The sequence below is a fragment of the Rhodoferax antarcticus ANT.BR genome (assembly GCF_001938565.1).
Classification (GTDB): domain Bacteria; phylum Pseudomonadota; class Gammaproteobacteria; order Burkholderiales; family Burkholderiaceae_C; genus Rhodoferax; species Rhodoferax antarcticus.
In genome coordinates, this window is the sequence record NZ_MSYM01000005.1 from 25359 (window position 1) to 49617 (window position 24259).

The window sequence follows — 24259 nt, forward strand, 5'->3', positions numbered from 1 at the left end:
GGTCGCAACAGCCTTCGCAAGACCTCGCACCTGATTGTGCAAAACGCGCCATAGCGACGAATGGCAAGCTGTTTGTCAGTAAACTGACAGCATGAAAATTCATCTGGTTGGCGGTGCGGTACGCGATGCGCTTTTGGGCTTGCCCGTGACGGACCGCGACTGGGTGGTGGTGGGTGCCACGCCGCAGGCCATGATCGACCAGGGTTTTTTGCCGGTGGGCAAAGACTTCCCGGTGTTTTTGCACCCAACAACGCACGAGGAATACGCGCTGGCGCGCACCGAGCGCAAAACCGCGCCGGGTTACCACGGCTTTGCCGTCCATGCCGCGCCCGATGTAACGCTGGAGGAAGACCTCGCGCGGCGCGACATCACTATCAATGCCATAGCTGCCAACGCAGATTGGACAAGGGCTAGAGGCCTTTTTTGTATAAAAAATGCACCGTCAACAACATCTGCCGTGACTGACGCAGCGGGTGCCTTGATTGACCCCTTTCACGGCCAACGCGATCTGGCCAACAAGGTGTTTCGCCACGTCAGCCCGGCGTTTCGTGAAGATCCGGTGCGCATCCTGCGCGTGGCCCGTTTTGCCGCACGCTTTGCCGATTTCAGTGTGGCACCAGAGACGCTGGCGCTGATGCGCGAGATGGTGGCAAGCGGCGAAGTCGATCACCTGGTGCCCGAGCGCGTCTGGCAAGAGCTCGCCCGCGGGCTGATGGAGGCCACGCCTTCACGCATGTTTTCGGTGCTGCGCGACTGCGGCGCCTTAAAGCGCCTGCTGCCCGAGGTGGATCGCCTGTGGGGCGTGCCGCAGCGGGCCGACTATCACCCCGAAATTGACACTGGCGTGCACCTGATGATGGTGCTGGACATGAGCGCGCGCCTGGGGGCTAGCCTGCCGGTGCGCTTTGCCTGCCTGGGCCACGACCTGGGCAAGGGCAACACCCCGGCAGACGTGCTGCCACGCCACCTGGGCCACGAGGCGCGCAGCGCGAAACTCCTCAAACCCCTGTGCGAGCGTCTGCGTGTACCCACAGACTGCCGCGAGCTCGCCGACGTGATGGCCCGTGAGCACAGCAACATCCACCGCAGCGCCGACTTCAGCGCAGGGGCGCTGGTGCGACTGCTAGAGCGCTGCGACGCCCTGCGAAAACCGCAGCGCATGGCCGACATTCTGCTGGCCTGCGAATGTGATGCACGCGGCCGGCTCGGCTACCCTGAAGCCGCCTATCCACCACGCCAGCGGCTGCTGTCGGTACTGCAATTGATACAGCAGGTTGATACAAAAGAGATAGCTGCTAGCGCAATAGTTACGGGGGCTAGCGGCCAAAAAGTAGGTGAATTTATTCACCAGGCGCGGGTGGCGGCTGTGCAAGTTTCTCTGGCTGGCTGAGTCAGCTGGATTGCCGAACCTTCTTTTCCAACACACGCTTCACCCCCTCTCTCTTACGCCGAGGGGAGGTCAAAAAGAGCTGAACCAGTGGAGGCCGCACCTAGCTTGGAAACTGCTGGGTTATCCTCCCAGCATGTCAAGTTTGCTGATTATTGAAGACGACGAACTGCTGCGTGACGGCTTGAGCGCGCAGCTTGCCCAGGCCGGCCACTTGGTGACGGCGGCAGCCGATGGCGAAGCTGGGCAGCGGATGCTGGAAACGCAACGGTTCGACGGTGTGGTGCTCGACCTGGGGCTGCCAAAAATCAGCGGCATGGAATTGCTGCACTGGCTGCGCCGGCGCCTGCCGGCCCTGCCGGTGCTGATTTTGACCGCCCGTGACGGCGTGGATGACCGGGTGCAGGGCCTCAACGCCGGGGCCGACGACTACCTCACCAAACCTTTTGACATGGCCGAGTTGCAGGCCCGGCTTGGGGCGCTGTTGCGCCGCGCCCGCCTGCCCGCCTTTGGTGGCAGCCTGGAAGTGGCCAGCCACAGCACCCGCCGCCTGCGCGTGGACGCCACCCTGCCACAGGCCTGGTTAGGCGATGAGGCACTGGAACTTACCCAGCGCGAGTGGGCTTTGCTGTCTTTGCTGGTAACGCATGCTGGGCGCGTGGTCAGCCGCGAAGACGTGCTGGAAACCTGGGCCACCGAACCGGCTGATGGCGGCGTGGCCTCCAACGCTCTGGAGGTCTACATCCACCGTCTGCGCCGCAAACTGGTGGACTCGGGCTTGAACATTCGCAACGTGCGCGGCCTGGGCTACATGCTGGAAACCAGCGCACCATGACCGAGCCCGCCAGCCCGGCGCAGGCTGCGCCTGGTGGCACACCGGGCAACCAGGGCCTGTCACTCAAACGCCAGTTGCTGCTGTGGCTGCTACTGCCGCAGCTGGTGCTGCTGCTCGTTGGCGGTGCACTGGCCTACCGGGTGGCGCTGAACTATGCTGAAAAAGCCATCGACCAGTCGCTGACCCAGTCGGTGAAATCACTCTCGCGCCAGGTCAAGCCGATCGGCTCGGGCCTGTTGATTGACTTTCCACGCGCGGCGCAAGACATCATTGAACAAGACCCGACAGATCGCGTCAGCTACATGGTGTCGAGTCCGCCAGGCAGTTTTTTGCTGGGCAACGCCAAAATACCCCCGCCGGTGCCGGCGGTGGACACCAGCCACGCCGAAACCTTGCTGTACAACACCCGGATCGATGGCAAACCCATGCGGGTGGCGCTGCTGGAGCTGGACTATGGCGAGCCCAATTCGCCCCAGCGCCTGCGGGTGCAGGTGGCCAAAAGTCTGGCAGTGCAGCAACGCCTGACCACCGAGTTGATTGCCGACATGCTGCTGCCGCTGCTGCTGCTGGGCGCGGTGCTGAGCATTTTGATGTACGCGGGCATTTTGCGTGGGCTGCAGCCGCTGACCCGCTTGCAGGCCCAGTTGGGCAAGCGGCGCGCGCCAACACTGGCAGCGCTGTCGCCCATCGAACTGACCCAGGCCCCGCAAGAGGTCTATGCCTTGGCCACCGCACTGAATCAGCTGCTGTCGGCGGTACGGCGCAGTCTGGGGCAGGAAAAACGCTTTTTGAACGACGCTGCGCACCAGTTGCGCACACCGTTGGCCGGGCTGATCAGCCAGACCGAGCTGGCCCTGACCGAGACCGACCCGCAGGCGCTGCGCGCAAGGCTGACCAAGGTGCTCTCTGGCGCGCAGCGCAGCGCGCACCTGGTGCACCAGTTGCTGTCGCTGGCACGCAACGAGGTCGAGGTCAAACTGCAGCCGCTGGATGTGGCCGCGCTGGCGCGCGAGGTAGCGCGCGACTGGACGCCGCGTGCCGTCAAACGCAATATCGACCTGGGTTTTGAAGGCGCCGACCACCTGCTGGTGGACGGTGTTGCCCTGCTGCTGCGCGAAGCCCTGAACAACCTGATCGACAACGCCCTCACCTATGCCGGCCCCGGCAGCGAGGTGACCCTGAGCGCCAACACCCTTGAAGACCAAGTGGTGCTGGAGGTGCGTGACAACGGCGCGGGCCTGTCAGCACAAGACTTGCCACATGTGTTTGAGCGCTTTTGGCGCGCCAGTGATGTGCCCGGTGGTTGCGGTTTGGGCTTGGCGATTGTGAAAGAAATTGCCCGCCGCCATGGTGGTAGTGCCGCCGTTTTGCCCGCCACGCCACACGGTCTGCGGGTACAGTTGCAGTTACCACGATTCGACCCTGCTTTGACAAAGTGACCACACCAGCCCTAACACCCACGCCAACGAACCAGTCGGAGGCTGAAACCGATAATCCCTGGCGCCTGGCCCTGGAGGGCACTGGCGCTGGCATCTGGGACTGGAATCTGGTCACCGACGAGCAAACGCACTCACCGCGGTGGGAGCAACTGCTGGGCTACTCTGGCTGGGAACTGCCGCAGTGCCGCGAGTCCTTTGCCTCGCGCCTGCACCCGGACGACTTCGCCACGCACTCAGCGGCCTTGCATGCCCATCTGGATGGACACAGCGCCAACTTTGCTGTCGATCTGCGCTTGCGCTGCAAGGACGGCAGTTGGACATGGCTGATTGCCAGAGGCGTCGTGGTCAGCCGTGATGCCAGCGGACGCGCCCTGCGAATGATCGGCACGCATATCGACATCTCCAGCCGCAAGCAAGCCCAGCAGGACCTGATTGACGTCAACGCCATGTTGCAGGTGAAGTCGGCCCTGCTGCAAACCACGCTCAACCACATCAGCCAGGGCATTTTTTTGCTGGATGCGGGCAAACACATTATTGGTTTTAACCCGCGCGTGTGCGAGCTCCTCAAGGTGCCGGCAGAGTTTCTGGCGACACGCCCGACGCTAGGACAACTCAGCGCCCTGCAGCACAGCAAAGGCGACTTTGGCCCGGGTGCCAGCCGCGTCAGTGAGAGCGCCCGCGACTATGTCAACAGCGACGGCATGGGCGCCCCACCCGCGCACTATCTTCGTGAAACGCAGGATGGGCGCATGCTGGAGGTCAAGAGCCGTCTGCTTGAAGACGGCGGCATGGTGCGAACCTTTGCCGATGTGACCGACTACATTCTTGCAACTCAGGCGCTGCAAACCAACGAAGAGCGTTGGAAACTGGCGCTGGAGAGCACCGGTGACGGCGTTTGGGACTGGCATATTCCCAGCGGCGAGGAGTTTTTTTCCAAGGGTCTGCTGGACATGTACGGCCTGGACGGAGACGACATCCTAAACAACGCCGCCGAGCTGGACCTGCGCACCCACCCGGACGATCTTGCGCAGATGACACAAAGCCGCCTGGACCACTTCGAAGGCCGCAGCCCCACCTACGTCAACGAGCACCGGATGCGCTGCAAAGACGGCAGTTGGAAATGGGTGCTGTCGCGCGGCATGGTGATCAGCCGCGATGCGCACGGGCAGCCCTTGCGCATGATTGGCACCCACACCGACATCAGCGAACGCAAGGTCGCCGAGACCACCATCTGGCAACACGCGCATTTTGATGCGCTCACCGGCCTGCCGAATCGCCGCATGATGCGCGAGCGCCTGGCGCAGGAGTTGAAAAAATGCCGGCGCGACGACCTGCAGCTGGCGCTGCTGTTCATTGATCTGGACCGTTTCAAGGAAGTCAACGACACCCTCGGTCACGACCGCGGCGACCTGCTGCTGACCGAGGCAGCACGGCGCATTACCGGTTGCCTGCGCGAAGTGGACACGGTGGCACGCATGGGCGGCGACGAGTTCATGGTGATCATCACCGAGTTTCAGCAAGCCATCGACTTGGAAGGGGTGCTGCAAAAGCTGCTGACCGCGTTGGGTGCGGTGTTCCAGCTTGGGCTCGATCAGGTGTTTATCTCGGCCAGCATAGGTGTCACCCTGTACCCCGGCGACGCGCTGGAGATCGAAGACCTGCTGAAAAATGCCGATCAGGCGCTGTACGTGGCCAAAGGCGCGGGGCGCAACCGCTACAGTTTTTTCACCCCGGCACTACAGGAGGCGGCGCAGTGGCGCGCCCAGCTCACCCGCGACTTGCGCGTGGCCTTGGCGCAAGACCAGTTCCGGGTGGTGTACCAGCCGATTGTGGAACTGGCCACTGGCGCCATCCATAAGGCCGAGGCGCTGCTGCGCTGGCAACACCCCACGCGCGGGCTGGTCAGCCCGGCTGAGTTCATTCCTATCGCGGAGGCTTGCGGGCTGATCGTGCCGCTGGGCGAATGGGTGTTTCAGCAGGCGGCCGACCAAGTGCAGGCCTGGTGCAAGACACTGTCGCCGCAGTTTCAGATCAGCATCAACAAGTCGCCGGTGCAGTTTGAAAACCCCGACCTGCAGGCCACGCCGTGGATTGAGCAGCTGCGCGCACGTGGCCTGAGCGGGGAAAGCATCGTGGTGGAAATCACCGAAGGCCTGTTGCTGTCCACCAGCGCGGGAGTGGTGGAGCAACTGCTGACCATGAGCGATGACGGTATTGGCGTATCGCTGGACGACTTTGGCACCGGTTACTCGTCGCTGGCGTACCTGCAGAAGTTTGACATTGACTTCATCAAGATCGACCAGTCGTTTGTGCGGCAACTGGTGCCGGGCTCGACCGACCTGGCACTGTGTCAGGCCATCATTGCGATGGCGCACGCGCTGGGCATGAAGGTGATTGCCGAGGGGGTTGAGACCGATCACCAGCGCGCCCTGCTGAGCGCTGCGGGCTGCGATTACGGCCAAGGCTACCTGTTTTCGCGGCCGGTGGCAGCCGCTGAGTTTGAACGGGTGCGCGCGCAACTGACCACCCACACGGCCGCCAACGCCGTGGACTAGCCGATTTAGAAGTCCCCGCTCAACTCAGGCGCAGGCTGCTTAGCGCGTCAAACCAGTTGTTGTGGTTGCCACTGACTGTCATGCCCACGGTGTCACCCACCTTGACCTGAGTGCTGGGCGGCGTGCGCACGGTGATCAGGCCAACCCCGGTTTTCACCACCACATAGGTGTCCGCACCGGTGGGCTCCACCAGCGTGACCACACCGCGCCAGCTGGCGTCATCGCTCAGGTGGATGTGCTCCGGGCGCTGACCCAGCGTGACTTTGCCTTGCACTGGGCTGGGTAGCTGCAAACTGCCACCTTCAAAGGAAAATAGGCTTGTAGCCCCCGTGCCGCTTGCGCTACCTGCTATAAAGTTCATAGTTGGCGAGCCAATGAAACCAGCCACATAGGTGTTGGCCGGCAGGCGGTAAATCTCGTCGGGCGTGCCAATTTGCTGCAGGATGCCGTCTTTCATCACCGCAATGCGGCTGCCCAACGTCATGGCTTCGATCTGGTCATGCGTCACATACACCGTGGTGATGCCGCTGACCAAGTGCAAGCGTTTGATTTCAGCGCGCATCTCGACGCGCAGCTTGGCATCCAGATTACTCAGTGGCTCATCAAACAAAAACAGTTGCGGGTCGCGCGCCAGGGCGCGGCCCATGGCCACCCGCTGGCGTTGCCCGCCCGAGAGCTGCGCTGGGCGGCGGTCCAGCAGGTGCTCAATTTGCAGCATGGCAGCCACTTCATGGATGCGTTTGGTGCGCACGTCCTTGGGCACCTTGCGCATCTCCAGCGCAAAGCCAATGTTGTCGGCCACACTCATGGTCGGGTACAGCGCGTAGCTTTGAAACACCATGGCGATGTCGCGTTGCGCCGGGGCCATGCCAATGACGTTTTTGCCATTGATGCGCAACTCGCCTTCGGTCGGTTCTTCCAGACCGGCAATGATGTTGAGCAACGTGGATTTGCCGCAACCCGAGGGGCCGACCAGAATCAGGAATTCGCCTGGCGCCACGTCGATGTTGATGCGTTTGAGCACCTCGACGGCCTTGTCGCCCTTGCCAAAAACCTTACGAATACCCGCGATGTGGAGAGGAGCGGCCATGCGTTTTATCCTTTCACAGCGCCAGCTGTGAGACCTTTGACGAAATATTGACCCGCCAGCACATAGACCAGCATGGTCGGCAAACCGGCAATGATGGCTGCTGCCATGTCAACGTTGTAATTTTTCACACTGCTGGTGGTGTTGGCCATGTTGTTCAGGCCCACCGTGATGGGCTTGCTGTCGGCACCGCTGAACGCCACGCCAAACAAGAAGTCGTTCCAGATGTTGGTGAACTGCCAGATCAGCGTGACCATCAGGATCGGTGTCGACATCGGGATGACGATGCGGTAGAAGATGCGCCAGAAACCGGCCCCATCCATGCGAGCGGCGTTGACCAGTTCACGCGGAATGGCGGTGTAGTAGTTTCTGAAAAACAGCGTGGTGCCAGCCATGCCGGCCAGCGAATGCACCAGCACCAAGCCGGTGATCGAACTGCTCAGACCCAAAAAGCCGAGCACCTGGCTCATCGGCAGCAGCACCACCTGGTACGGCATGAACACACCAAACAGCATGAAGCCAAACAGCAAATCCGAGCCACGGAACTTCCACATGCTCAGCACGTAGCCATTGACGGCACCAATCGCGGTAGAGATCAGCACCGCTGGCACCGCCATCGACACCGAATTCCAGAAAAAGGGCTTGAGACCGCGGCAGTCCACGCCGGTGCAAGCGCTAGACCAGGCGAGCTGCCAGGCGTCGAAATTCAGGCTGGCAGGCAGGCTCATCAGATTGCCCGCGCGAATCTGCGCGCCGTCTTTGAGCGAGGTCACCAGCATCACATACAGCGGCACCAGAAAGAACAAGGCAGCCAGCAGCAGCAGGCCGTAGACCACGAGTCGGGAAAGTAGTTTGGCGTTCATGGGTAAAGCTCCTGCGGGCCTCAACGCTCGTGCGGCTTGGACCGCAGTTCGCTGTAAAGATACGGCACCACAATGGCCGCCACCATGGCCAGCATCATGGTCGCGCTGGCCGCGCCCAGACCAATCTGGCCACGGGTAAAACTCATGGTGAACATAAAGGTGGCGGGCACATCGGTGGCATAGCCTGGCCCACCGGCGGTGAGTGCCATCACCAGATCAAACGCCTTGATGGACAGGTGCGACAGCACCAGAATAGTTGAGAACACCACCGGGCGCAGGATGGGCAAAATAATGCGCCAGTAAATACGCGGCAGGCTGGCACCGTCAATTTGCGCCGCCTTGATGATGCTGTCGTCAATACCGCGCAGGCCAGCCAGAAACAGCGCCATGGCAAACCCGGCAGATTGCCAAACGCCAGCAATCACGATGCAGTAAATGGCCGTGTCGCTTTGCACCAACCAGTCAAAACTGAAGGACGCCCAACCCAGGTCGTGCATGAGTTTTTCCAGGCCCAGGCTCGGGTTCAGAATCCATTTCCAGGCGGTACCGGTCACGATGAACGACAGCGCCATCGGGTACAAATAAACGGTGCGCAGTACGCCTTCAAAGCGAATTTTCTGATCCAGAAAAATCGCCAGCACCATGCCCAGCAGCATCGACACACCAACATAGAGCACGGTGAAGATGCCTAGATTTTTCAGGGCCACATACCATCGGTCCATATCCCACAGCCGCACATACTGCTCCAGCCCGACGAACTCGCTGTAATTGGGCAGCATGCGCGAGTTGGTGACCGAGAGAATGCCGTTCCAGATCATGAAGCCGTAGATGAAGGCAAAGCCGAGCACAAAGCCCGGCGCGATCACCAGTTTGGGCAATATGTTTTCAAAGGATTTCATCGACATTTCACCTTTGTTTTGTTCAACAAGTGGGTTGCCTTGCTGAAGGGGCAACCCCTGCTTTAACCGACGCGATGGGGCCAGGTATTGCGCTTCGTTCGTGTCCCCCGACCAAAAGCCTTCCGGCTTTCGGCCTCCTCCTTGACCTTAACGAGGCGAAACACCCGCCCCATCGCCTCTTGACAATGTTGGTGCGCCAGCAATGAAAACCCAGGCCATTGAATCGCTCAAAGAAGCCAACACTGTCTAGCAGCAGGGCTGGGGTGTATGCCAGAGCTCAATCAAGGAGGAGCCCGCAGGGCGGGGGACATGAGCGTCGGCATGCACCGCAGCCCGGCTGCGGGTACTTGCCAAACCAGCTTTACTGAATAGCCGCCGCCTTGGCAATGCTCTTCACACCATCGGCTACGCTGATTTTGTCGTCGTTCCAGAACTGGCTCACCGCGTCCTTGATGGCGCCTTCAGCAGCGGGCTTGACAGCCATGCCGTGGGCGATCGAGGGCAGCAACGTACCGGCCTTGGAGCTTGCAACGAAGTCCTTGGAGGACAACTTGGCACAGTCGTCAAACTTGGCCATGTCCATGTTCAGGCGCACCGGGATGGAACCCTTGTTCAGGTTAAAGACTTCCTGGAACTCGGTTCCCATGATGGCCGCTGCCAGATCCGCCTGCGCCTTTTGGGCAGCCGCATCTTTCAGCTTGAACATGGCAAACGAGTCCACATTGAAGGTGTAGGCGTTGGCCGTGCCAGGCGCTGCGGCGCAGATGTAGTCTTTGCCTGGCACCTTGCCTGCAGCGGTGAACTCACCCTTGGCCCAGTCGCCCATGAACTGGAAGGCGGCCTTTTCCTGAATCACCATGGCGGTGGCCAGGTTCCAGTCGCGCCCAGGGGAAGCGGCGTCGGTGTAACCCTTGACCTTGCGGAAAGTTTCCAGCGACTTGGTCATGGTCGGGCTGGTCAACGCCTTTTGATCGAGCTTGATCAGCGCGTCCTGGTAAAACTTGGGCCCACCCACACCCAGCACCACCGACTCAAAGGTGGTGAAGTCTTGCCAGTTCTGGCCGCCGTGTGCGACAGGAATAAAACCGGCTTTCTTGATCTTGTCTGCTGCGGCAAAGAACTCGTCCCAGGTCATGGGCACACCCGTTACGCCTGATTTTTTCAGCACAGCCTCGTTGGCCCACATCCAGTTCACGCGGTGCACGTTCACCGGAGCGGCCACGTAATTGCCTTTGTATTTCATACCGTCGGCCACCACTTTGGGCAGCAGACTGTCCCACTTCTCGGCCTTGGCCACCGGGTCCAGGTTGGCCAGCACGCCTTCAGCGGCCCATTCCTGAATGGCCGGGCCCTTGATCTGGGCCGCAGCGGGCGGGTTGCCGGCCACTACACGGCTTTTCAGCACGGTCATGGCGTTGTCGCCGCCGCCGCCGGCCACGGCAAAATCTTTCCAGGTGTTGCCCTTGGTTTGCATGATCTTTTTCAGTTCACCCACCGACTTGGCCTCGCCGCCAGAGGTCCACCAGTGCAGCACTTCAACCTCACCAGCCATTGCCGCAGAACCAGCCACTGCCAACGCGACAGCTGTCGCTACATGGGAAAGTTTCAACATGTGATCTCCTAAAGTGTCAGCCCCACAGACGAATAACCGGGGGCAAGGTTGGTTCGTGCAGACACCGTGCTGCACGAATTAATTAATTGTTAATTAATTGACGACACAAAGCAATGCGGAATTACCCTGATACACCCTCCAAGCACAAATAAAACGACTTTCTCACATGCAGGCGCGAACCGTTTTGAACATTTGCCAAAAAGCGGTGTCCTGCGTGGTGCAAAAGTTGATGCGCATCAGCGTTCCTGGCGCGCGCGTGGCGTGAAACAGCGAACCCGGTGCCAGCAGGTAACCCTTATCCAGCATGCGCTGCGCCAGCGCGTCGGTGTCCACACCCGTATCGACCCAGCCAAACAGCCCCGCCGGTGGCGCTACAAAGGTGCAACCGGCCGCCAGCGCCAGTGTGACGCTACGCCCGCGGGCCTGGTCCAGCCGCGTGCGGACCTGCTGCGCATGGCGGCGCAACTGGCCTTGGTCAATGCACCAGGCCAGGGCTTTTTCCAGCAGCGCAGGCGTGGTCAGTGTGGCCAGCAGCTTGGTGTCGAGCAACTGTTCGTACAAATGCGTGGGCGCGGCCAAAAAGCCGACGCGCCAGCCGGGCACCAGAATTTTCGAGAAACCGCTGACATAAATGGTGCGCTGCAAGCCGTCCAGCGCGCTCAGGCGGGTGGCGTGCTCGGGCGCCAGGTGGCTATAGGTGTCGTCTTCGACGATGACAAAGTTGTGGGCATTGGCCAGTTGCAGCAGCCGGTGCGCGCTGGCGGGGCTCAAACAGTAGCCGGTGGGGTTGTGCAGCACGCTGACGCTGACAAACAGTTTCGGGCTGTGCAACTCGCAGTATCGCGCCATCACCGCCAGGTCCGGCCCGTCCGGGCCGCGCGGCACCGGCAAAATGCGCATGCCTAAAGCGTCGAGCCGGGCAAATTCGATGGCCCAGCCGGGCTCTTCCACCATCACACAGTCACCGGCGCGCAACAGCGTGCGACTCACAATGTCCAGCGCATGGGTGGCCCCCACGGTGGTGATGATCTGCTCGCTGCTGGCCGCAATGGCCAAGGTGTTGAGCCTGGCAGACAGGGCCTGGCGCAGCCCCGCGTCCCCCGCAGGTTCACCGTATTGCAGCGAAAACGCCTTGAGCTGCGGGCCGCTGGTGACACGGCGAATCGCGCCGGGTAGAAAAGGGGTGTCCAGCCAATCCGGCGGAAAAACGCCCAGGCCCGGCTGCGGCTTGTCACTGCCGCCCTGAAACATGCCACGAATCAGCGCGGTGGCGTTCACCGGCACATGCTGCGCTGCAAAGCCGCTCGCAGGCATCGTATTAGGCGCATTGCCAATGTCACTATTGATAGCTGGTAGCGCTTTATCTATAAGGGCTAGAGCCCGATTTCTTATATAAAACCCCCGGTGGCGATGCGCTTCCACCAGCCCCTGCGCCAGCAGCTGGTCATAGGCCGCCACCACCGTGCTGGGGCTGACACCCTGCTGCTGCGCGCACAAACGGATGGATGGCAGACGCGCACCCGGCGCCAACAGCCCGGTAGCAATGCGCTCGGCAAACCGCGCTGCAAGTTGTGCGGACAGCGACTGGGTGGGGGTTTTGACTAACATCTGTGCCTTTGTTTAACGCGAAATACAGCTGTCGTTGAACGCCAGTGAAGCCATCCATGACTGAGCAACGCATGGATGGCCACGTCGCACCGGTCGCCGCTTCACCAAGCTTGCCTTGTGTTGCGAATACGAGCAATACAGTTTCAAGAAATGTCTTTCAGAGTGTACTGCAGCTGTACTGTTTTTACCGCTACATTTGGTCGTATGCCACCCGCTTCCACGCCCCATGACCGCCGCTGAACTCACCGCCTTGCTGCTGCTGTGCACGGCCGCCAGCTTCACGCCTGGGCCCAACACCACGCTGTCCACCGCACTGGCGGCCAATCTGGGTTTCAAGCGCGCGCTGCGTTTTGTGTTGTCGGTGCCAGTGGGTTGGGGCCTGCTGTTTAGCCTGTGCGCGGCCGGTGTGGGCACGCTGGTGATGGCGGTGCCCGCACTGCGCCTCGGCGTGCAGGTGTTGGGCGTCGGGTATTTGCTGTGGCTGGCGCTCAAGCTCTGGCGCGCCAACACGCTGGCCCAGGCCGATGCTGCGCAGTTGAAGGTGACCTTCTGGCAGGGCGTGATGCTGCAGTTTTTGAACATCAAGGCCTGGATGCTGGCCCTGACCGTGGTGGCGGGCTGGCTGGCTGGGCGTGACGACATGACCCACCGGTTTCTTCTGGTGCTGCCGATTTTGCTGGTGTTTGGCCTGGTCAGTAACCTGACCTATGCACTGGTGGGCACCTTGCTGCGCCGCTGGCTGGCGGATGCTGAGCACGGCGGGCGGCGCTTGCGCTGGTTCAACCGCAGCATGGCGGCCGTGCTGGTGTTGACGGCGGCCTGGATGGCTACGCTGTAAGCCAAATCGCCCTCTAGCCCTTATGAGAAAAGCGCTGGCAGCTATATTTACAGGAGCATTTTAATGAAGACCTTGGGCCTTATCGGCGGCATGAGCTGGGAGTCCACCGTGCCGTATTACCAGCAGATTAATCAGACGGTGAAGGAAAAACTGGGCGGTTTGCACTCGGCCAAAATCATTCTGTACAGCGTCGACTTTGCTGAGGTAGAGCAGTTCCAGGCCAGCGGCCAGTGGCAAGCCGCGGGAGCCATGCTGGCCGACATCGCACGCAAACTGGAGGCGGCCGGGGCCGAGGCGCTGGTGATCTGCACCAACACCATGCACAAGGTAGCTGACGCGGTGCAGGCCGCGGTGAGCATTCCACTGCTGCATATTGCCGACCCGACCGCGCTGGCCATCCAGCAAGCGGGCTTGCACAAAGTCGGCTTGCTGGGCACCCGCTTCACCATGGCGCAAGACTTTTACCGCAGCCGCCTGGAAAACCAGCACGGCCTGACGGTGCTGACACCACCCAAGCCAGACCGAGATTTGGTGCATCAGATCATTTATGGCGAGTTGTGCCTGGGCGAAGTCAAAGCCACTTCGCGCCAAACCTACCAGCGCATCATCCGTGACCTGCAGGCGCAGGGTGCGCAAGCCATCATTTTGGGTTGCACCGAAATCGCCATGCTGATTCAAGCCCAGCACTGCGATCTGCCGCTGTTTGACACCACCGCCCTGCACGCCCGTAGCGCCGCGCTGTGGGCTTTGTCGTGAAAGCCAAACTTTGAAAAACCTGCACCACGAAACCCTGGGCATGTGGCTGGGCGTGCTGGGGGTGGCCATTTTTGCGGTCACGCTGGCGATGACGCGCCTGGCCACTGGCACCTTCGACGCGCCGCAGCTCTCGCCGTGGTTTGTCACGTTTGGCCGGGCGGCGCTGGCGGGTGGGCTGTCGCTGGTGTTTTTGTTCAGCACGCGCTCGGCCTTGCCCACGCCGGCGCAGCGCAAACCGCTGGCCATGGCGCTGCTGGGCAACGCGATCGGTTACCCGCTGCTGCTGGGGTTTGCGCTGCGCCAGGTTACCTCTGGGCATGCGGCGGTGATCACCGCGCTGCTGCCGCTTTCAACCGCTGCCATTGCGGCGTTGGTGCTGCACCAGCGGGCGCGGCTGGGGTTTTGGGTGTTTGCCGCGCTGGGCAGCGCGCTGGTGGTGGTGTTTTCGCTGCTTCGCGCCGCCGGCCAAGGTCACGGTTTTGGCTTTAAGTGGGCCGATGGGCTGCTGCTGGGCGCGGTGCTGGCCGCCTCGGTGGGTTACGTCTATGGCGCCCAAGTGACGCATGCGCTAGGGGCCGAGCGGGTGATCTGCTGGGTGTGTGTGATAGCGCTTCCCCTGAGTGTGCCCGGTGCATTGCTGACTTGGCCGGAGCACAGCGTGGCCACCTCGGCCTGGTTGGGCTTGGTGTACGTGGGCGTGTTTTCCATGTGGGCAGGCTTTTTTGCCTGGTACCGTGGCATGGCCATGGGCGGCGCGCTGCGGGTCAGCCAGACGCAGCTGCTGCAACCTTTTTTGAGTATTCTGGCGGCTGTGCCGCTACTGGGCGAGCCGCTGGAGCTGCTCACGCTGGGCTTTGCCCTGGCGGTGATGACCACTGTTTTTCTGGGCAAACGCTACTTGACACCTGCCCCGGTTGTTCTCCATGTTTCAAAGGAATCTGTATGAACGCTCCCTTGCCCACTGCTTCTGTGAACTCCCCTTGGCAACTCGCCCGGCGCGCCGCGCGCATGAACCCGTCGGTGATTCGTGAGATCCTGAAGGTCACAGAAAAGCCCGGCATCATCAGTTTTGCCGGCGGCCTGCCCTCACCGAAGACCTTTCCGGTGGCCGAATTTGCGGCCGCCTGCGCCAAAGTGCTCAAGGACGACCCTCAAGGCGCGCTGCAATACGCCGCCAGCGAAGGCCACAAACCGTTGCGCGAGATGGTGGCCGAACAATTGCGCGCGCAAGCCGCCGCCGCTGGTGTGACCTGGGCGGTGGATCCAGCGCAGGTGCTCATCACCACCGGCAGCCAGCAGGGGCTGGACCTGGTGGCCAAAGTGCTGGTGGATGCGGGCAGCAAAATTCTGGTCGAGTCACCCACCTATCTGGGCGCGGTGATGGCGTTCACGCCGATGGAGCCCGAGGTGGTGAGTGTGACGAGTGATGAACACGGGGTGGATATTGACGCCTTGCGGCAAGCGGTGCTTGGCGGGCCGCAACACGGGCAGAGCCCGGAGGCTGCGCAGCAGACATCAGCCTCTGACCGACCCCGCTTTTTGTACGTGCTGCCGAACTTCCAGAACCCCACCGGACGCAGCATGAGCGAGGCCCGACGCGCCGCCCTGAGCACCGCCGCTGCCGAGCTGAGCCTGCCGTTGATTGAGGACAACCCCTATGGCGACCTGTGGTTTGACACGCCACCGCCCGCCCCTTTGAGCTCCCGCAACCCCGAAGGCTGCATCTATTTGGGCTCGTTCTCCAAAGTGTTGGCACCGGGCTTGCGGCTGGGTTTTCTGGTCGCCCCAAAAGCGGTTTACCCGAAACTGCTGCAAGCCAAACAAGCGGCAGATCTGCACAGCCCGGGTTTCAACCAGCGCATGATTGCCGAGGTGATGAAGGACGGTTTTCTGGACCGTCATGTGCCCACCATCCGCGCCCTGTACAAAGCCCAGCGCGATGCGATGCTGGAAGCCCTGGCGAATAACTTTGGTGCCATGCCCGTGGATGCCTCTGCCACCGAGTTGGACAACCGCCTGTGCTGGAACAGCCCCGCAGGCGGCATGTTTTTGTGGGCGCGTCTGCCTGCGGGCATGTCTGCTACCGACTTGCTGCCACTGGCCGTCGCACAAGGTGTGGCGTTTGTGCCCGGTGCACCGTTTTACGCTGACCACGGCGACGAACGCACCTTGCGGCTGTCGTTTGTCACGCCCAGTGTGGAAGAGATTCACCGGGGGGTGGCGGCGCTAGCTTTGGCGATGAAGGCTTATGCTGCAGAATGCCGAGCCTGATCTTTGTTTATGCGGTGAGTTTTCTGCGGCAAGCCGGCCAGGCACCGCTGTTGGTACGCCCCGCGCAGCAGCCGGTGGGGCTGACCCCCTCATACTGGGGTACCAGAAAATCGGGGGTCAGCCCCACCGACTGCTACGCGAGTTGAGTGGTGCGCTGAGTTTGCGGGATGGCCGACCGGGAACCGGAAACCGTCAGCCGTCATCCGAAAAACCGCAGTTGGACCACGCGAGCGCCACCGCTTTATTTTTGACTTCACCAGGCGTCTAGCGAGGTAGATCCTCTGGGCGGTTGACGATTTTCTGGTACCCCAGTATGAGGAGACCGCCCAGAGGGTCTGCCTCGCGGGTATAACCAAAACAGCAACCAAAACAGCAACCAAAACAGCAACCAAAACCGCTACCCAAACAGCCACCAAAGCAGCCGCAAAAACCACCCATGCAACAACGCCCCTTCACCCAAGTTGACGTTTTCACCGACACCGCCTACCTTGGCAACCCGCTGGCCGTGGTGCTGGACGGCAGTGGGCTCGACGGCGACGCCATGCAGCACTTTGCCTGCTGGACAAATCTGTCAGAAACCACTTTTGTATTACTCCCCAGCCCAGAAGCCGCAGCCAAAGGTGCCGACTACCAGGTGCGCATCTTCACGCCGGGTGGCGAGCTGCCGTTTGCCGGCCACCCCACGCTGGGCAGTTGCCACGCCTGGCTGCAAGCGGGCGGCGTGACCAAGTCGGCCACACACATCGTGCAAGAGTGCGTAAAAGGCCTCATCACCCTGCGCCGCGAGGGCAGCCGACTCGCCTTTGCCGCACCCCCGTTGCAGCGCAGCGCGCCCGACCCAGCGCTGGTCACCCAGGTGGCTAGCGCGCTGGGGCTGCAGGCGCAGCACATCGTTGCCAGCCAGTTGCTCGACAACGGGCCGGTATGGCTCGGCATGCTGATTGACAGTGCCGATGTCTTGCTGGCGCTGCAGCCGGACCACCAGCGTCTCAAAAGTTTGGGCTTAAAAGTGGGTCTAGCCCATATAGATAAAGCGCGAGTAGATACAAATTTGATAGCGCGCTCCAACCGCGAAGCACGTGCCTTTGGCAAACGCAACGACAGCAGCGGTAGCAGCACTGGCCTGCAAAACGCAACCGAGCTCACTGTGCGCGCTTTCGCTGCAGTTAACGGCGTGAATGAAGATCCGGTCACCGGCAGCCTGAACGCCAGCCTCGCGCAGTGGCTGATGGCCGACAACCTGGTGCCCAGGTGCTACGTCGCCACCCAAGGCACCTGCCTGGGCCGACATGGTCAGGTGTATATTGCACAAGACCCAGACGGCCAGGTCTGGGTGGGTGGCGACTCTGTCACCTGCGTGACTGGGGTTGTTCACCTGTAAACCTGTACTGCTTGGTTGGCTTTATTTGATGCCTGTTAAACCCGGCTGAAGCGATGGCGCTATTCTTGATATCTCAATCGTTCAACAATGGGAGTCTGATAACTGTGGATTACGAAGAAAGATTTTCCGACGCGGAGCTGGAAAAAATTATTGAAGAAGGCCTGATTTACATGTGCGCCTGTCCGGCACAGGTGGCAGAGGCGATTCGCAAAATCCGCGAACTGCACCGTTACCAGGCGGATTGCCTGAATGACCCCGAAAACGATTCCGAGGTCCACCGCACCATTGCCATGAGTGCAGCCCGCGTTCATACCGAAATGCAAGACTGCATGGAGAAGATTCTGATCCTGGAAAAATGGGACCGCACCACCCTGACCATGCCGCCCCACCTACGGGCGAGACAGGCCAAGTTTCTGCAGGATGATTGATTTCCCCAATAAAAAAAGCACCCGAAGGTGCTTTTTTGAGCCCGCCCGACGGGCACGGGCTTTGCAGAAGGCTTAGGCCTTCTTGCTCACTGCGGCAGCAGCGCTCAGGGCTTGCTCGGTCACAGCAGTGACGTTGCTTTCAGCCATGGCCAGCGCTTTTTTGGCGGCGGTTTGAGCTGACTCGATGGCGCTTTGGCTGGAAGCCAGGGCGCTCTTGAGCACAGCCACAGCGGACTCGCTACCAGCGGGTGCATTTTTGACCATGGTGTCAATGACTTGGGTGAAAGCTTTTTGGCTTTCAGCGGCTTTGCCTTCCATTGCCTTGGTGAATTCGGCGCTGGTTTCAATAGCGATGCCATACACATGGCGGCCATAAGCTGCAGACTTTTCAGCCATCGGGGTCACCAGGCCGGATTGCAGGGCCACCACTTGCTGCACGTCTTTGGCAGCCAGCATGGATTGTGTGAATTCAAAAGATTCGGTCATGATCGCCTTGGCAGCGGCCATGTTCAGCTCAACCATCTTTTCAAACCCGGCGAAGGATTTGTGGGACAGGCCCATGGCGGTGTCCAGGTTGGCTTTGGCAGAGGTGGTGAATTGTTCAACGGTGGTCATCATGGTCATTTCCTTCGAGGTTAGTTTTGGGTTTGGCATCTGCTTCACTCATTTATGTTGCAGTGCAGCATGAGCGAATTATAGGGAAGCAAATCTGCGATGCAAGCCTTTTTTGTTGCAGTGCAACAAAAAAACTAGGCTGGCACCTCTAATTGAAATTTACCGCCAAAGGATCAACCCGGTGCCGACCACTGTCAGCATCGCGCCCACCCACGCCCCCGGCGCCGGTGCGCGCTTGAGCTGGAACCACAGCAGCGGCAGCACCAGGATCGGCGACACCGACGACAGGATGGCGACCATGCCCACATCACCTTTTTCCAACGCCAGCAGCACCAGCGTCATGCCCAGGCCCATAGCGACGAAGCCGTTGAGCGCGGTTTGCACCAGCACCCGCAGCGTGGGCGCATTTTGCGAGCGCGCCCGCTGAAAGCCCATCAACAACAGCGCTCCATGCGCGACGGTGGCCACCGTGACCCGTACCGCAGACGCCATCACCGGATCCACCTGCAGCGCCATGACCGGCTTGGCAATCAGCGAGCCCAGCGCCTGACACAGCGCCGCCAGCAGCGCCAGCGCCACGCCGGCCCCCACATGGCCTTGGTCGAGCTCCCAGGCATGGGTTTCATTCTTGTGGCGACCCAGCATGATGGCCATCATCACGCCGGCCAGCGTCAGCACGGCTCCGGCAAAAGCCTGCAGGCTCATGCGCTCACTCAGCAGAATGAAGCCCAGCGCAGCGCTGAAGGCCGCGTGGGTGGCAAACAGCACCCCGGCACGGCGCGGCCCCAGGCGGTTCATGGCGGCAAACAGCGCGGTGTCACCGATAAAGATACCGATCAGCCCGCTGGCAGCCATCACGCCCCAGTAGCTCAGCTCAAAGCCGCGCCAAGTGCCGCTGACCGCCACCACCGACCACAACATCACCGCCACCATGACCATGCGCCAGCGGGTGAAAGCAAAGGCCCCCAAATGGCGCGAAGGCATCACCGCCGTCACACTGCCCACCGCCCAGCAGGCGGCAGCACCCAGGGCAAACAGGTCATAAGGTGCCATCATAGGTTTTAAAAAAAAGTGGTTAAATAGCGCTCTAGCCCTTATAGGCATTGCGCTGAAAGCTATTTATACTATAGCATTACAGATCACGCGCGCCGGATCGGCCAGTGCTCTGGCAGCACTCACGCAAGACGGCCAGCCTGACCCAGCGCGGGCTGCAGCAGCAAGGTGTCAGGCGGCAACCGGTCCACTTCAGCCAATAGCTGCGCCAGCGCGCGGCCAGCGGCATCAACCACCGCGCTGCCCTTTTCAGCGGTGGCCGCAGCCGCGTTGCCCACCGCCCCCGCCGGGTTGTAGTCTTGCATCTGCCAGCCCAGCTTGGCGCTTCTGCCGTTGCCCAAAATTGCAAACTGCTGCGCACGGGTCTGTGAGGTGGATGCGAAGTTTTGCGCCTGAGCCATCTCCACATGGGCCGGGTCCAGCGCCAGCATCATCGAGGTTTCGATATCGCCTGCGTGGATGCCAAAACGGTGCTCATCCGCGCTGAACAGTGCATTCACATCCTGACCACTGGCGTCATGCAGCGGCAGATTGAACCAGCTCACGCTGTACACCAGCATGTCCAGGCGCGCGCGCAGGTCACGCGCCACCAGGTCCATCACACTCACATTGCCGCCGTGGGCGTTGAAGATCAGCAGTTTGCGGATACCAGCGGCGGCGACCGATTCGGCGATGTCGGTCCACAGCCGCAAAATGGTTTCGGTTTTCAGCGTCAGCGTGCCGGGAAAATGGGTGTGCTCAGGGCTTAGGCCCACCGCCTGCGTGGGCAGGACGAGCACCTTCAGGTCAGAGGCCAAGTGCGGCAAGGCGGCTTTTACCATGCCGTCCAACAGCACCGTGTCGACGCTCAGCGGCAAATGCGGGCCATGCTGCTCGGTGGCGGCCACCGGCAGCACAGCAATAGTGCGCGCGGCCTCACCGCTGGCTAGCAGCACGGCAAAGTCACGGGTGCTGAGGTCGGCCCAGAAACGTGAAGAGGTGGTCATGGTGGTGCGGCGTCACTAATAAGAAGCGGCCAACTGACTGCGTCAGGCCTTTTTCATGAATTCGGCCTTGAGCATGAACGCGCCCTGGTCGATTTTGCAGTCCACCTCATGGTCGCCAGCGCCTTCGGGCAGATGGATGCCTTTGATTTTGATGCCTTTCTTCAGCACGATCGACGAGCCCTTGACCTTCAGGTCTTTGATCAGAATCACCGTGTCGCCACTGGCCAGCGGGTTGCCATTGGCATCGAGCACCGGGCTATCCGCCGCGTCGCCTTCGCCAGCGGCAGCCACCAGCGGCCACTCAAACCCGCAATCCGGGCAAACCAAGTTGTCGCCATCCGGGTAGGTGTTTTCAAGAGTGCATTGGGGGCAGGCGGGCAGGTTGGACATGGTTGCGGTGCAAAAAAGTGCGGGGTTTGACCCAAGGGTTGCAAGTGTACGAGGGCTGGTTTGGGCCTCTGGCGTGGCATGCGGTGAAAAGGTGGGCAATTTGACGCACGGCTTCACAGCTCCTGCGCAGCGCCCGCAAGCGCTGCCAGACAACTGCTTTGGGCTTGACCATGGCCAGGTCAATCACATCCCGTTTGAACACGCCGTCTGCCCCAGCGATCTGAATTGGCCAGCAGCTTGGAGGTGGGCTGTCCAGTTCGCTCAAAGTGGCCACGCCGCTAATTTCGTCTTCCGCCGTGGGCGTGGCGAGTTGGATGCGGCCTTCCAGAACAATTTCGAACTTGATCGGCTTACCGTCCACCTGCAGTGTGGTGCGAATGCCATATAGGTCCGCACGCACTTCTTTGATTTGTTCCAGAGGCGCGGCTTGGTCATGAACGATGCCTGCAATATCGCCGGGGTTGGTCAGCAACTGGCGCAAGCTGCGTTAGCTGGGCAGATCCGATACCAAAAAGTCGATATCAACCGACTCGCGGTATTCACCGTAGCGCAACGCGATGGCCGTGCCACCGCCAAACAGACAGTGTTTGTCACGCAGCAACTGGGCGTCGAGTGCGTACAGTACCTGTGCAATGCGCTGGTGATGAGGGCGTTCAAACACGGCGGCTTCTTATGTCAGTGCCAGGCGCAAGGCATCAACCAGTTTTTGTTCATGCGGCTGCAACGCCGCCACGTCAATGTGGCGCCAGTTGCGCTCATACATGCTGAGCGCCTGCGTTGGGGTCAATTCATCCACCCCATTCACCTGCCAGGCCAGTTGCTTGAGCTGCGGGTAATCCGCCAGCCGTACCCTCGCCGGAATCCAGCCAATGTGGTCGGTGTCTGGCACAGTGGCGGCCTGATCAGCGGGCAGACTGACGCCGAAGTCCAGCCCTATGGCAGCCATCACGTTCAAATAGGCCGCCATGGTTACGGCTGGGGCACCTGTTTCAATGCGATGCAAGGTCACGCGAGACAAGCCCGACGCTTCTGCCACCACAGTGGCGCTTAGCCCCAGTATCTTGCGGCGTGCGCGAATCTGCAGCCCCAGCGCGCCCAAGCGGGCGGCAGTGGTAGTGGAGATGGCAAAGGGTGGTGCTGGCATAGTGTTTCTTATTCTATGCATTTTGTTCAAAATGTAAATAATGAGAAACAAATATCGACTATTTATCCCGTCCCATCGATTGCATGGCGACGACAGACCTCGCCGCAAGTACCGGTTGAGCCTGGAACAACGCCGCGGATCTTGTCGTAAGATTTGATGCCAAAATGGTGATTTGATGTTATGCAAGGAAATAGACCATGCGCACCACCCTGTCCCTGGACGACGATGTTTTTGCGGTCGCTCGCCAGCGTGCCCAGCGCGAGCGCACTTCCTTGGGCGAGGCGGTGTCGCGCTACGTGCGCGATGCCTTGCGCGCCAATGCCCAGGCGCCCGCGACCCCGGCTGTTTTGCGCAGCAAGTATTCGGTGCTGCCAGCGCGGGATGAAATCATCACCACGGAACACGTTCGCCGCCTGATGGATCAGGAGGGGATTTGAGCGCCGCACCGCGCCGCGTGCGTTTGCTGCTGGACGTCAACGTCTGGATTGCGCTGCTCGACGATGCACACGTCCACAATGCCGAAGCACTGGCCCTCTTTCAAAAACCCGGTCTCAAAATTGCCACCTGCCCGCTGGTGGAAAACGGTGTGCTGCGCGTGCTGAACCTGCCCGGCTACAGCCAGCATGGCCCGGCAGGGTTTGAAGCCGTGCGCGCCAAGTTGGCCCTGGCCTGTGGGGATGTCGATCACGCTTTTTGGTCCGACGATGTCAGTCTGCGCACCGATGGCCTGGTGAACTGGAGCCGGGTGTTCGGGCACGGCCAGATCACCGACCTGTACCTGCTGACTCTGGCCGTAGCGCACCAAGGCGCACTAGCCACGTTTGATCACCGGATTGCCTTGAATGCCGTGGTTGGAGCCGAGAAGTCGCACTTACTTCTTTTGTGACAACGTGCTTCACCTGGTGCTCGACCATGCCGCACAAGCGCGAAAATGCGCCACATGACCCAAGACCTTTTCCGCCAAGACGCTTATCTCACTGAATGCACCGCCACGGTGACCGCCATCACGGCGCAAGGCATCGTGCTGGACCGCACTGTGTTCTACCCGCTGGGCGGCGGGCAGGCGGGTGATACCGGAGTGCTGGTGCTGGCCGATGGTTCAACAATAGCGATTACGGACACCCGCAAGGGCAAGGCCGAGGATGGCAGTTTTACAAAGGAAATATGCCACCAGCCCTTACCAGAATTGCTTGAGCAGCTATTGACTCAAGAGCAAGGCGCGACGCCTCCACTGCGCGTGGGCGACACTGTGACCGCCCGTATCGACTGGGCGCGGCGGCACCGCATGATGCGTTTTCACACCGCCAGCCACCTGCTGTGCCACATATTGCCCAAGCTGGTGAATGGCTGCTCGATCACCCCCGTCTACGCGCGCATCGACTTCAACATGACTGAGGCGCTGGACAAAGAGGCTTTGAGCGCCGCCATCGCCGAGTTGGTGGCAGCAGCGCATCCGGTCAGCGTCGGCACCCTCCTGGATGCCGAACTCGACGCGAACCCGGCGCTGGTGAAAAGCATGTCGGTGCAGCCGCCGCGCGGCAGCGGGCAGATTCGTACCATCCGCATCGGCACAGCAACCGCGCATGCCGCACCCATTGACCAGGTATCGGCAGAGGTCGATAAGCCCGCCGTTCTGATCGACCTGCAACCCTGCGGCGGCACGCATGTGGCCAACACCGCTGAGATTGGCGCGGTCATCGTGACCAAGATCGAGAAAAAATCTGCCATGACCCGCCGGGTGGTGCTGGGTTTTGCGCCATGAGCCGTGGGCAGGTCCACAACATCACTGGCGACAGTTTTTTTGCCTGGGATGGCGCGGTATTGGTGGTCAACATCCTGGGCAAACCCAGCGCCGCAAAAGATGCCATCGGCAAGCCCCACGGCACGCAACTGAAGATCAGCGTCACCGCCAAGCCCTTGAACGGCAAGGCCACCGACCACATGGTGCGTTTTCTGGCACCGCTGTTTGGGGTGAGCGTGAGCGCCATTGAGGTGGTGTTTGGCAGGGAAAACGTCAACAAACAAGTGCGTATCACCGCCCCCACCAAGCTGCCTGCAGTCTTCACTGAGCAGGGTGAAACCGCGCCGCCTGAAACCTGCTGACTCGCAAAG

At 61.0% G+C, this 24259-nt stretch carries 26 protein-coding genes; 14 read left to right on the forward strand and 12 right to left on the reverse strand.

Annotated features, from left to right (window positions below; translation table 11 throughout):
• Window positions 1-91: 91 nt before the first annotated feature.
• From BLL52_RS01830 to BLL52_RS01845, 4 genes are all read left to right on the forward strand, one after another.
• Window positions 92-1390, forward strand: coding sequence for a multifunctional CCA addition/repair protein (locus BLL52_RS01830; protein WP_075585036.1), 1299 nt, complete (start codon window positions 92-94; stop codon window positions 1388-1390).
• Between the two features lie 133 nt (window positions 1391-1523).
• Window positions 1524-2222, forward strand: a complete 699-nt coding sequence (locus BLL52_RS01835) for a response regulator transcription factor (RefSeq protein WP_075585037.1) — start codon at window positions 1524-1526, stop codon at window positions 2220-2222.
• Complete coding sequence (locus BLL52_RS01840; protein WP_075585038.1) at window positions 2219-3661, forward strand: sensor histidine kinase; 1443 nt, start codon at window positions 2219-2221, stop codon at window positions 3659-3661. Before BLL52_RS01835 ends, BLL52_RS01840 begins: the two co-directional genes overlap by 4 nt.
• Complete coding sequence (locus BLL52_RS01845) at window positions 3658-6216, forward strand: bifunctional diguanylate cyclase/phosphodiesterase (RefSeq protein ID WP_075585039.1); 2559 nt, start codon at window positions 3658-3660, stop codon at window positions 6214-6216. Before BLL52_RS01840 ends, BLL52_RS01845 begins: the two co-directional genes overlap by 4 nt.
• 19 nt (window positions 6217-6235) lie before the next feature.
• Here the strand turns inward: BLL52_RS01845 and BLL52_RS01850 are convergent, their stop codons facing one another.
• The 5 genes from BLL52_RS01850 to BLL52_RS01870 all read right to left on the reverse strand — a co-directional run bounded on the left by BLL52_RS01850 (window position 6236) and on the right by BLL52_RS01870 (window position 12285).
• Entirely contained in the window at window positions 6236-7306 is a 1071-nt protein-coding gene (locus tag BLL52_RS01850) for an ABC transporter ATP-binding protein (protein WP_075585040.1), read from the reverse strand.
• Window positions 7307-7311: 5 nt separating this feature from the next.
• Window positions 7312-8166 (reverse strand): carbohydrate ABC transporter permease, encoded by an 855-nt coding sequence (locus BLL52_RS01855; protein ID WP_075585041.1) that lies wholly within the window; start codon window positions 8164-8166, stop codon window positions 7312-7314.
• A gap of 20 nt (window positions 8167-8186) precedes the next feature.
• Window positions 8187-9071: a carbohydrate ABC transporter permease gene (locus BLL52_RS01860; protein WP_083633731.1), complete on the reverse strand. Its 885-nt coding sequence runs from the start codon at window positions 9069-9071 to the stop codon at window positions 8187-8189.
• A gap of 355 nt (window positions 9072-9426) precedes the next feature.
• On the reverse strand, window positions 9427-10677 hold the full coding sequence (locus BLL52_RS01865; RefSeq protein ID WP_075585043.1) for an ABC transporter substrate-binding protein: 1251 nt from the start codon (window positions 10675-10677) through the stop codon (window positions 9427-9429).
• 162 nt (window positions 10678-10839) lie between these two features.
• Window positions 10840-12285 (reverse strand): aminotransferase-like domain-containing protein, encoded by a 1446-nt coding sequence (locus tag BLL52_RS01870; protein WP_075585044.1) that lies wholly within the window; start codon window positions 12283-12285, stop codon window positions 10840-10842.
• 226 nt (window positions 12286-12511) lie between these two features.
• Here BLL52_RS01870 and BLL52_RS01875 point away from each other — a divergent pair, with 226 nt between their 5' ends.
• The 6 genes from BLL52_RS01875 to BLL52_RS01900 all read left to right on the forward strand — a co-directional run bounded on the left by BLL52_RS01875 (window position 12512) and on the right by BLL52_RS01900 (window position 17959).
• Entirely contained in the window at window positions 12512-13123 is a 612-nt protein-coding gene (locus tag BLL52_RS01875) for a LysE family translocator (protein WP_075585045.1), read from the forward strand.
• A gap of 63 nt (window positions 13124-13186) precedes the next feature.
• Window positions 13187-13879 (forward strand): aspartate/glutamate racemase family protein, encoded by a 693-nt coding sequence (locus BLL52_RS01880; protein WP_075585046.1) that lies wholly within the window; start codon window positions 13187-13189, stop codon window positions 13877-13879.
• A 40-nt stretch (window positions 13880-13919) separates the two neighbouring features.
• Window positions 13920-14825, forward strand: coding sequence for a DMT family transporter (locus tag BLL52_RS01885; RefSeq protein ID WP_075585194.1), 906 nt, complete (start codon window positions 13920-13922; stop codon window positions 14823-14825).
• Complete coding sequence (locus BLL52_RS01890) at window positions 14822-16150, forward strand: aminotransferase-like domain-containing protein (RefSeq protein WP_075585047.1); 1329 nt, start codon at window positions 14822-14824, stop codon at window positions 16148-16150. The genes BLL52_RS01885 and BLL52_RS01890 overlap by 4 nt, the downstream gene beginning before the upstream one ends.
• 436 nt (window positions 16151-16586) lie before the next feature.
• Window positions 16587-17531 carry a PhzF family phenazine biosynthesis protein gene (locus BLL52_RS01895; RefSeq protein ID WP_075585048.1) on the forward strand — a complete coding sequence of 315 codons (945 nt, stop codon included), beginning with the start codon at window positions 16587-16589 and terminating at the stop codon, window positions 17529-17531.
• A 104-nt stretch (window positions 17532-17635) separates the two neighbouring features.
• A complete protein-coding gene (locus BLL52_RS01900) occupies window positions 17636-17959 on the forward strand; it encodes a hypothetical protein (RefSeq protein ID WP_198930583.1) in 324 nt (107 codons plus the stop codon).
• Between the two features lie 72 nt (window positions 17960-18031).
• Here the strand turns inward: BLL52_RS01900 and BLL52_RS01905 are convergent, their stop codons facing one another.
• The 7 genes from BLL52_RS01905 to BLL52_RS01935 all read right to left on the reverse strand — a co-directional run bounded on the left by BLL52_RS01905 (window position 18032) and on the right by BLL52_RS01935 (window position 22147).
• Window positions 18032-18577, reverse strand: a complete 546-nt coding sequence (locus BLL52_RS01905) for a phasin family protein (protein ID WP_075585195.1) — start codon at window positions 18575-18577, stop codon at window positions 18032-18034.
• Window positions 18578-18733: 156 nt separating this feature from the next.
• Window positions 18734-19630 carry a DMT family transporter gene (locus BLL52_RS21690; RefSeq protein ID WP_075585050.1) on the reverse strand — a complete coding sequence of 299 codons (897 nt, stop codon included), beginning with the start codon at window positions 19628-19630 and terminating at the stop codon, window positions 18734-18736.
• Window positions 19631-19749: 119 nt separating this feature from the next.
• Window positions 19750-20613 carry a creatininase family protein gene (locus BLL52_RS01915; RefSeq protein ID WP_075585051.1) on the reverse strand — a complete coding sequence of 288 codons (864 nt, stop codon included), beginning with the start codon at window positions 20611-20613 and terminating at the stop codon, window positions 19750-19752.
• Window positions 20614-20655: 42 nt separating this feature from the next.
• The gene (locus BLL52_RS01920; RefSeq protein WP_075585052.1) at window positions 20656-21003 is read right to left on the reverse strand and encodes a zinc ribbon domain-containing protein YjdM; all 348 of its coding nucleotides are present in this window, start codon (window positions 21001-21003) and stop codon (window positions 20656-20658) included.
• Window positions 20966-21484, reverse strand: coding sequence for a hypothetical protein (locus tag BLL52_RS01925; RefSeq protein ID WP_075585053.1), 519 nt, complete (start codon window positions 21482-21484; stop codon window positions 20966-20968). Before BLL52_RS01925 ends, BLL52_RS01920 begins: the two co-directional genes overlap by 38 nt.
• A 6-nt stretch (window positions 21485-21490) precedes the next feature.
• Window positions 21491-21664, reverse strand: a complete 174-nt coding sequence (locus BLL52_RS21210; protein ID WP_241838958.1) for a nucleotidyl transferase AbiEii/AbiGii toxin family protein — start codon at window positions 21662-21664, stop codon at window positions 21491-21493.
• 9 nt (window positions 21665-21673) lie between these two features.
• Window positions 21674-22147, reverse strand: a complete 474-nt coding sequence (locus BLL52_RS01935) for a helix-turn-helix domain-containing protein (RefSeq protein WP_075585054.1) — start codon at window positions 22145-22147, stop codon at window positions 21674-21676.
• Window positions 22148-22344: 197 nt separating this feature from the next.
• On the opposite strand from BLL52_RS01935, the gene BLL52_RS01940 reads away from it, so the two are divergent.
• From BLL52_RS01940 to BLL52_RS01955, 4 genes are read left to right on the forward strand one after another with little or no spacing between them, the layout of a single operon-like run.
• Window positions 22345-22584 (forward strand): hypothetical protein, encoded by a 240-nt coding sequence (locus tag BLL52_RS01940; protein WP_075585055.1) that lies wholly within the window; start codon window positions 22345-22347, stop codon window positions 22582-22584.
• Window positions 22581-23033, forward strand: coding sequence for a PIN domain-containing protein (locus BLL52_RS01945; protein WP_241838960.1), 453 nt, complete (start codon window positions 22581-22583; stop codon window positions 23031-23033). Before BLL52_RS01940 ends, BLL52_RS01945 begins: the two co-directional genes overlap by 4 nt.
• A gap of 54 nt (window positions 23034-23087) precedes the next feature.
• Window positions 23088-23909 carry an alanyl-tRNA editing protein gene (locus BLL52_RS01950; RefSeq protein ID WP_075585197.1) on the forward strand — a complete coding sequence of 274 codons (822 nt, stop codon included), beginning with the start codon at window positions 23088-23090 and terminating at the stop codon, window positions 23907-23909.
• Entirely contained in the window at window positions 23906-24250 is a 345-nt protein-coding gene (locus BLL52_RS01955; protein WP_075585056.1) for a DUF167 domain-containing protein, read from the forward strand. The genes BLL52_RS01950 and BLL52_RS01955 overlap by 4 nt, the downstream gene beginning before the upstream one ends.
• The last annotated feature ends 9 nt before the right edge of the window (window positions 24251-24259 follow it).

Coding starts and splice junctions, on each gene's coding strand:
- BLL52_RS01880 (WP_075585046.1), top strand. CDS start 13,187: ATGAAGACCTTGGGCCTTATCGGCGGCATGAGCTGGGAGTCCACCGTG.
- BLL52_RS01870 (WP_075585044.1), bottom strand. CDS start 12,285: ATGTTAGTCAAAACCCCCACCCAGTCGCTGTCCGCACAACTTGCAGCG.
- BLL52_RS01950 (WP_075585197.1), top strand. CDS start 23,088: ATGACCCAAGACCTTTTCCGCCAAGACGCTTATCTCACTGAATGCACC.
- BLL52_RS01905 (WP_075585195.1), bottom strand. CDS start 18,577: ATGATGACCACCGTTGAACAATTCACCACCTCTGCCAAAGCCAACCTG.
- BLL52_RS01890 (WP_075585047.1), top strand. CDS start 14,822: ATGAACGCTCCCTTGCCCACTGCTTCTGTGAACTCCCCTTGGCAACTC.
- BLL52_RS01940 (WP_075585055.1), top strand. CDS start 22,345: ATGCGCACCACCCTGTCCCTGGACGACGATGTTTTTGCGGTCGCTCGC.
- BLL52_RS01865 (WP_075585043.1), bottom strand. CDS start 10,677: ATGTTGAAACTTTCCCATGTAGCGACAGCTGTCGCGTTGGCAGTGGCT.
- BLL52_RS01955 (WP_075585056.1), top strand. CDS start 23,906: ATGAGCCGTGGGCAGGTCCACAACATCACTGGCGACAGTTTTTTTGCC.
- BLL52_RS01885 (WP_075585194.1), top strand. CDS start 13,920: ATGTGGCTGGGCGTGCTGGGGGTGGCCATTTTTGCGGTCACGCTGGCG.
- BLL52_RS01915 (WP_075585051.1), bottom strand. CDS start 20,613: ATGACCACCTCTTCACGTTTCTGGGCCGACCTCAGCACCCGTGACTTT.
- BLL52_RS01860 (WP_083633731.1), bottom strand. CDS start 9,071: ATGTCGATGAAATCCTTTGAAAACATATTGCCCAAACTGGTGATCGCG.
- BLL52_RS01835 (WP_075585037.1), top strand. CDS start 1,524: ATGTCAAGTTTGCTGATTATTGAAGACGACGAACTGCTGCGTGACGGC.
- BLL52_RS01935 (WP_075585054.1), bottom strand. CDS start 22,147: ATGCCAGCACCACCCTTTGCCATCTCCACTACCACTGCCGCCCGCTTG.
- BLL52_RS01830 (WP_075585036.1), top strand. CDS start 92: ATGAAAATTCATCTGGTTGGCGGTGCGGTACGCGATGCGCTTTTGGGC.
- BLL52_RS01920 (WP_075585052.1), bottom strand. CDS start 21,003: ATGTCCAACCTGCCCGCCTGCCCCCAATGCACTCTTGAAAACACCTAC.
- BLL52_RS01850 (WP_075585040.1), bottom strand. CDS start 7,306: ATGGCCGCTCCTCTCCACATCGCGGGTATTCGTAAGGTTTTTGGCAAG.
- BLL52_RS01895 (WP_075585048.1), top strand. CDS start 16,587: ATGCAACAACGCCCCTTCACCCAAGTTGACGTTTTCACCGACACCGCC.
- BLL52_RS01855 (WP_075585041.1), bottom strand. CDS start 8,166: ATGAACGCCAAACTACTTTCCCGACTCGTGGTCTACGGCCTGCTGCTG.
- BLL52_RS01875 (WP_075585045.1), top strand. CDS start 12,512: ATGACCGCCGCTGAACTCACCGCCTTGCTGCTGCTGTGCACGGCCGCC.
- BLL52_RS21690 (WP_075585050.1), bottom strand. CDS start 19,630: ATGATGGCACCTTATGACCTGTTTGCCCTGGGTGCTGCCGCCTGCTGG.
- BLL52_RS01840 (WP_075585038.1), top strand. CDS start 2,219: ATGACCGAGCCCGCCAGCCCGGCGCAGGCTGCGCCTGGTGGCACACCG.